This is a genomic window from Streptomyces sp. NPDC017246 (assembly GCF_044331325.1).
Taxonomy (GTDB): Bacteria; Actinomycetota; Actinomycetes; order Streptomycetales; family Streptomycetaceae; genus Streptomyces.
The window spans coordinates 233,356-240,131 of the sequence record NZ_JBIRMW010000014.1 but is presented as its reverse complement, the minus strand read 5'-3'; the positions used below and the strand labels follow the sequence as shown (position 1 = coordinate 240,131).

Annotated in this window: 7 protein-coding genes; all 7 read left to right on the top strand. The window is 71.2% G+C overall.

Features of this window, described 5'->3' with window-relative positions; all coding sequences use genetic code 11:
• Positions 1 to 222 precede the first annotated feature (222 nt).
• The 7 genes from ruvC (at position 223) to ACH4MY_RS29100 (ending at position 6,768) form a co-directional block, all read left to right on the top strand.
• On the top strand, positions 223 to 786 hold the full coding sequence (ruvC, locus tag ACH4MY_RS29130; RefSeq protein ID WP_318206798.1) for a crossover junction endodeoxyribonuclease RuvC: 564 nt from the start codon (positions 223 to 225) through the stop codon (positions 784 to 786).
• Positions 783 to 1,415, top strand: a complete 633-nt coding sequence (gene ruvA, locus ACH4MY_RS29125) for a Holliday junction branch migration protein RuvA (protein WP_398006701.1) — start codon at positions 783 to 785, stop codon at positions 1,413 to 1,415. The genes ruvC and ruvA overlap by 4 nt, the downstream gene beginning before the upstream one ends.
• A gap of 85 nt (positions 1,416 to 1,500) precedes the next feature.
• The gene (gene ruvB, locus ACH4MY_RS29120; RefSeq protein WP_398006700.1) at positions 1,501 to 2,580 is read left to right on the top strand and encodes a Holliday junction branch migration DNA helicase RuvB; all 1,080 of its coding nucleotides are present in this window, start codon (positions 1,501 to 1,503) and stop codon (positions 2,578 to 2,580) included.
• A 165-nt stretch (positions 2,581 to 2,745) separates the two neighbouring features.
• Positions 2,746 to 3,228, top strand: coding sequence for a preprotein translocase subunit YajC (gene yajC, locus ACH4MY_RS29115; protein ID WP_398006699.1), 483 nt, complete (start codon positions 2,746 to 2,748; stop codon positions 3,226 to 3,228).
• A gap of 144 nt (positions 3,229 to 3,372) precedes the next feature.
• On the top strand, positions 3,373 to 5,136 hold the full coding sequence (secD, locus tag ACH4MY_RS29110; protein WP_398006698.1) for a protein translocase subunit SecD: 1,764 nt from the start codon (positions 3,373 to 3,375) through the stop codon (positions 5,134 to 5,136).
• Position 5,137: 1 nt separating this feature from the next.
• Positions 5,138 to 6,220: a protein translocase subunit SecF gene (gene secF, locus ACH4MY_RS29105; protein ID WP_398006697.1), complete on the top strand. Its 1,083-nt coding sequence runs from the start codon at positions 5,138 to 5,140 to the stop codon at positions 6,218 to 6,220.
• The gene (locus tag ACH4MY_RS29100; RefSeq protein WP_398006696.1) at positions 6,217 to 6,768 is read left to right on the top strand and encodes an adenine phosphoribosyltransferase; all 552 of its coding nucleotides are present in this window, start codon (positions 6,217 to 6,219) and stop codon (positions 6,766 to 6,768) included. Before secF ends, ACH4MY_RS29100 begins: the two co-directional genes overlap by 4 nt.
• Positions 6,769 to 6,776: the final 8 nt, after the last annotated feature.

Genomic DNA, 6,776 nt, shown 5'->3' with positions numbered 1-6,776 from the left:
TGCACCGCCACCCGGTGCAGACCGTCTTCGCAACCTGCTCCGTGCGCGCGGTGGTCAGGGTCCAGGTCGACGGCTGTTCGCCCCCGTTTCCCGCCGCGGGCCGCGGGGCACACCCCCCCGCCGCCCCGCTGTCGTTCGTACGGCGTTGTCAGTGGCAGCGGATAGCCTGCACAAACACGTGATCGACGGGAGTCGACGGCAATCCACCGGAGGGGGTGCGGCATGCGTGTACTCGGGGTGGACCCCGGCCTGACCCGCTGCGGCGTCGGCGTCGTCGAGGGTGTCGCCGGACGGCCGCTCACCATGCTCGGCGTGGGCGTGGTGCGGACGGCCGCGGACGACGACATCGGCGTGCGCCTGGTCGGGATCGAGCGCGGCATAGAGGAGTGGCTCGACCGCTTCTCGCCCGAACTCGTCGCGGTGGAGCGGGTGTTCAGCCAGCACAACGTGCGTACGGTGATGGGCACGGCACAGGCCAGCGCCGTCGCCATGCTCTGCGCCTCGCGCCGCGGCATCCCCGTCGCCCTGCACACCCCCAGCGAGGTCAAGGCCGCCGTCACCGGCAGCGGTCGCGCCGACAAGGCGCAGGTCGGAGCCATGGTGACCCGGCTGCTCCGGCTCTCCGCGCCGCCCAAGCCCGCCGACGCCGCGGACGCCCTCGCCCTCGCCATCTGCCACATCTGGCGGGCCCCCGCCCAGAACCGTCTCCAGCAGGCCGTCGCCGAGAACCGTCTCCAGCAGGCGGTCGCCCGGCAGGCGTCCGCAGTGAAAGGCCGAACCCGATGATCGCCTTCGTCAGCGGCCCGGTCGCCGCGCTCGCCCTCACCACGGCCGTCATCGAGGTCGGCGGCGTGGGCATGGCCGTCCAATGCACCCCGGGGACCCTCGCGGGACTGCGGATCGGGGAGGACGCCCGGCTCGCCACCTCCCTCGTCGTACGGGAGGACTCCCTCACGCTGTACGGCTTCGCCGACGACGACGAGCGTCAGGTCTTCGAGCTCCTGCAGACCGCCAGCGGTGTCGGCCCCCGCCTCGCGCAGGCCATGCTCGGGGTGCACAGCCCCGACGCGCTGCGCGTCGCCGTCTCCACGGGCGACGAGAAGGCCCTCATGGCCGTTCCCGGTATCGGCAAGAAGGGCGCGCAGAAACTCCTCCTCGAACTGAAGGACAAGCTCGGCGCCCCCCTCGGCAGCAGCGGCATGGTCGGCGCCCAGCGCGCGGCGGCCTCCGGACCGGCACCGTGGACGGAGCAGTTGTCCGCCGCGCTCATCGGGCTCGGGTACGCGAGCCGCGAGGCGGAGGAGGCGGTGGCCGCGGTGGCGCCGCAGGCCGAGGAGGCGATCGCCGCGGGCGGCTCGGCGCCGGTGCCGCAGCTGCTGCGGGCGGCCCTGCAGTCCCTGAACCGCGCCCGCTGACACCGACCGCCGCGCGGGGCCGATCTTCCGGGCCGTCACCCGCCGCCCCCACACCACCGCACCACCACCGAGAAGGCAGACATCCGTGAACTGGGACGACGAGACCACCGGCGACGGCGAGGCGCGCATCGTCGGTGCCTCGGCCGAGGGCGAGGACCAGGCCGTCGAGGCGGCCCTGCGCCCCAAGGACCTCAGTGAGTTCGTCGGCCAGGAGAAGGTCCGCCAGCAGCTCGACCTGGTCCTGAAGGCAGCCCGTCAGCGCGGCGCCACCGCCGACCATGTGCTGCTCTCCGGTGCCCCGGGCCTCGGCAAGACCACCCTGTCGATGATCATCGCGGCCGAGATGAACGCCCCGATCCGCATCACCTCCGGCCCCGCCATCCAGCACGCCGGAGACCTCGCCGCGATCCTCTCCTCCCTCCAGGAGGGCGAGATCCTCTTCCTCGACGAGATCCACCGCATGTCCCGGCCCGCCGAGGAGATGCTCTACATGGCGATGGAGGACTTCCGCGTCGACGTCATCGTCGGCAAGGGCCCCGGCGCCACCGCCATCCCACTGGAACTCCCGCCCTTCACCCTGGTCGGCGCCACCACCCGGGCCGGACTCCTGCCGCCCCCGCTGCGCGACCGCTTCGGCTTCACCGGCCACATGGAGTTCTACGACCCGGCCGAGCTCCAGCGCGTGATCCACCGCTCCGCCGGACTCCTCGACGTCGAGATCGACCCGGTCGGCGCCGCCGAGATCGCCGGCCGCTCCCGGGGCACCCCCCGTATCGCCAACCGCCTGCTGCGCCGCGTCCGCGACTACGCGCAGGTCCGGGCCGACGGATCCATCACCCGGGAGATCGCCGAGGCCGCCCTCAGGGTGTACGAGGTCGACGGCCGGGGCCTCGACCGGCTCGACCGCGCCGTCCTGGAGGCCCTGCTCAAGCTCTTCGGCGGCGGCCCGGTCGGTCTGTCCACCCTCGCGGTCGCGGTGGGGGAGGAGCGCGAGACCGTCGAGGAGGTCGCCGAACCCTTCCTCGTACGCGAAGGTCTGCTCGCCCGCACACCCCGTGGCCGGGTCGCCACTCCGGCGGCATGGGCGCACCTCGGGCTCGTTCCGCCGCAGGCAGCGGGCCCGGGGGCCACAGGAAGCGGACAACAGGGGCTCTTCGGGGCGTGACGGTGCCGACACTCGCCCGGACAGGAACCGGGGTGCGATGCTGGACGTTGTTCCATCGATGCGGACTCGCCTAGACTCCGCCGATGCCGCCCTTTCTGGTCGGCGCGCCCACCCCCGAAGATCAGGCCGCGGGTTCTCCGCGACCGTGCGAAGGAAACCCGTCCCGTGAGCATCGTGACCCTCCTCCCCTTCATCGTCCTCATCGGGGCCATGTTCCTGATGACCCGCTCTGCCAAGAAGAAGCAGCAGGCGGCGGCGCAGATGCGCAACGAGATGCAGCCCGGCACCGGCGTACGGACGATCGGGGGGATGTACGCCACCGTCAAGGAGATCGGCGACGAGACCGTTCTCCTCGAGGTCGCGCCCGGCGTGCACGCCGTCTACGCCAAGAACTCGATCGGTGCCGTACTCGAGGACTCCGAGTACAACCGCATCGTCCACGGTGACGAGGAGGAGTCGGACTCCGACACCGTCGTCCCGGACGACGCCTCCTCGCTGACCGAGGCCGCCGAGGCCACGGAGAGCACGGAGACCGCCGAGGTCGAGGACGCGCCGAAGGCCGACCTGACGAAGAAGGCGGACGCGGCCGAGGCCGCCGCCGAGGGCCAGAAGGACGGCAAGACCGACGGCGAGACCGACGCGAAGTAGTCGCGGCCGGGGACACCGCGCACGCCCACCGGCGCGCGCGGTCCCCGCAACGGTTCCACGTCTGAGGGGGAAGGTCCCCACACACACTTCGTGGCCGTCTCACGCATACCAGGCGTGAGGCGGTTGGACAGGGAGATACGACAGGTGGCAGCACCGAAGAAGGGCCGAAGGCCGGCGGGGGGACAGAGCCGGCCGGGCCGCGCCCTGGCACTCATCCTGATCGCCATGGTCGCGCTCACCGGCGGCATGTTCTGGTCGGGGCACACCACCCCGCGCCTGGGCATCGACCTCGCCGGCGGTACGTCGATCACGCTCAAGGCCAAGGCGGAACCCGGCCAGGAGTCGGCGGTCAACGAGACCAACATGAACACCGCGGTCGACATCATCGAACGCCGTGTCAACGGTCTGGGTGTCTCCGAGGCCGAGGTCCAGACGCAGGGCCGCGAGAACATCATCGTCAACATCCCTCGCGGGACGAACGAGAAGCAGGCCCGTGAGCAGGTCGGTACCACCGCCCAGCTCTACTTCCGGCCCGTTCTCGCGGTGACGAGCGGCGGACCCCAGGTGGCGCCGAGCGCCTCCTCCTCCGGTTCCCCCTCGGCCACGCCGAAGCCGTCCGCCTCCACCTCCGGCTCGTCCGTGGGCGAGAAGCCGGCCACGCCGACGGCCACCGGCTCCGCCCAGGGCCGTGCGCTCACCGAGGCCCTCAGGGCCCCGAGCCCGACCCCCACCGGAAGCGCCTCGTCCACCGCGACGCCGAAGGCCACCGGAACCCCCTCGGCGACCCCGACTCCCGACGCCGCCAGCGCGGCGCTCGAGAAGAAGTTCACCGCCCTGAACTGCCTCGACCCCAAGCAGCGCTCCGCCGCCGGCCAGGGCGTCAAGCCGTCCGAGCCCGCCGTGGCCTGTGGCGAGGACGCTCCGGGCGAGTGGTCGAAGTACCTCCTCGGCCCGGCCGAGGTCGAGGGCCGTGACGTCGACGACGCCAAGGGCGTCTTCGACCAGCAGCGCGGTATGTGGATCGTCACCATGGACTTCACGGGCGCGGGCTCGAAGAAGTTCCAGTCGATCACCGGCAAGCTGTCGTCGCAGGCCGACCCGCAGAACCGGTTCGCGATCGTCCTGGACGGCGAGGTCGTCTCGGCTCCCTCGGTGCGCCAGACGCTGAGCGCCAGCGCCGAGATCTCCGGCAACTTCAACCAGCAGTCGGCCCAGGACCTCGGCAACATCCTGTCCTACGGTGCCCTGCCGCTCTCCTTCGAGACGCAGAGCGTCGACACCGTCACCGCCGCGCTCGGCGGTGACCAGCTGGAGGCCGGTCTGATCGCCGGCGCCATCGGCCTCGGTCTGGTCATCATCTACCTGGTCGCGTACTACCGCGGCCTGTCGCTGATCGCCATCCTCAGCCTCGGCGTCTCCGCGCTCCTCACCTACGTGATCATGGCCCTGCTCGGCCCGGCCATCGGCTTCGCGCTGAACCTGCCGGCCGTCTGTGGTGCCATCGTCGCCATCGGTATCACCGCGGACTCGTTCATCGTCTACTTCGAGCGCATCCGTGACGAGCTCCGCGAGGGCCGCACGCTGCGCCCGTCCGTCGAGCGCGCCTGGCCGCGTGCCCGTCGCACCATCCTGGTCTCCGACTTCGTGTCGTTCCTGGCCGCGGCGGTGCTCTTCGTCGTCACCGTCGGCAAGGTCCAGGGCTTCGCGTTCACGCTCGGCCTGACCACCCTGCTCGACGTCGTCGTGGTGTTCCTCTTCACCAAGCCGGTCATGACGCTCCTCGCGCGGACCAAGTTCTTCGGCGGCGGCCACGCCTGGTCCGGCCTCGACCCGAAGCGCCTCGGAGCCAAGCCGCCGCTGCGCAGCTCCCGCCGTGCCACCGCCCCCGTCGACCCGAAGGAGGCGTGAGATGTCGAAGCTCGGCGATCTCGGCGCCCGGCTCCACCGCGGTGAGGTCGGCTACGACTTCATCGGCAACCGCAAGATCTGGTATGGCCTGTCCATCCTGATCACCATCACCGCCATCGTCGCCCTGGCCGTCCGCGGTCTCAACATGGGCATCGAGTTCCAGGGCGGCGCGGTCTTCACCACCCCGAAGTCGGAAGTCTCCGTCAGCCAGGCCCAGGAGTACGCGGAAGAGGCCTCCGGCCACGACGCGATCGTCCAGCAGCTCGGCAACGGCTCCCTGCGCATCCAGGTCGGCGGCCTCGACACCGCGCAGTCCGACCAGGTCCGCTCGGAGCTCGCCAAGGACCTGAACGTCGCCGAGGACAAGATCGCGGCGGAGCTGGTCGGCCCGAGCTGGGGTGAGCAGATCGCCACCAAGGCGTGGACCGGTCTGGGGATCTTCATGATCCTGGTGGTGATCTATCTGGCGATCGCCTTCGAGTGGAGAATGGCGGTCGCGGCGCTCATCGCGCTGATCCACGACCTCACGATCACGGTCGGCATCTACTCGCTGGTCGGCTTCGAGGTCACCGTCGGCACGGTCATCGGTCTGCTGACGATCCTCGGTTATTCGCTGTACGACACGGTCGTCGTCTTCGACTCCCTCAAGGAGCAGACGAAGGACATCACGAAGCAGACCCGCTTCACGTACAGCGAGCTGGCCAACCGCTCGATCAACGGCACCCTGGTCCGTTCGATCAACACCACCGTCGTCGCGCTGCTGCCGGTCGCCGGCCTGCTCTTCATCGGTGGCGGCGTCCTCGGCGCCGGCATGCTCAACGACATCTCGCTGTCGCTGTTCGTCGGTCTCGCCGCCGGTGCGTACTCGTCGATCTTCATCGCCACCCCGCTCGTCGCCGACCTCAAGGAGCGCGAGCCGGCGATCAGGGCGCTCAAGAAGCGCATCATGGCCAAGCGGGCCAGCGAGGCAGCCAAGGGCGATTCGCTCGACGGGTCGGACGAGCAGTCCGCGGACGCGGCGGAGACCGCCGTCGTCGGCCCCCGGGCGAGCCGTCGGGGCCGTGCCCCGGAGCGCCGAGGATGACCGCCGAGGCCCAGGACGTCACCGACCTCCTGCTCAGCCGCATCCGCGACGTACCGGACTACCCGAAGCCGGGCGTGCTGTTCAAGGACATCACGCCGCTGCTCGCGGACCCGGAGGCGTTCACGGCGCTCACCGACGCCCTCGCCGGGCTGTGCTCCGCGCACGGCGCGACGAAGATCGTCGGCCTGGAGGCGCGCGGCTTCATCCTGGCCGCCCCGGTGGCCGTCCGCGCGGGACTGGGCTTCATCCCGGTCCGCAAGGCCGGCAAGCTCCCCGGGGCCACGCTCAGCCAGGCGTACGAGCTGGAGTACGGCACCGCCGAGATCGAGGTGCACGCCGAGGACCTGGCCGCGGGCGACCGCGTCATGGTCATCGACGACGTCCTCGCCACCGGTGGCACGGCCGAGGCCTCCATCGAGCTCATCCGCCGGGCCGGCGCCGAGGTCGCGGGCGTCGCGGTCCTCATGGAACTGGGCTTCCTGCCGGGCCGCGCCCGGCTGGAGCCGGCCCTGAACGGCGCTCCGCTCACGGCGCTGATCACCGTCTGACGTCGGGT

Bases quoted from the DNA above. Each gene is read 5' to 3' on its own strand.
- secF (WP_398006697.1), top strand. From the start codon at position 5,138: ATGTCGAAGCTCGGCGATCTCGGCGCCCGGCTCCACCGCGGTGAGGTC.
- ruvC (WP_318206798.1), top strand. From the start codon at position 223: ATGCGTGTACTCGGGGTGGACCCCGGCCTGACCCGCTGCGGCGTCGGC.
- ruvA (WP_398006701.1), top strand. From the start codon at position 783: ATGATCGCCTTCGTCAGCGGCCCGGTCGCCGCGCTCGCCCTCACCACG.
- ACH4MY_RS29100 (WP_398006696.1), top strand. From the start codon at position 6,217: ATGACCGCCGAGGCCCAGGACGTCACCGACCTCCTGCTCAGCCGCATC.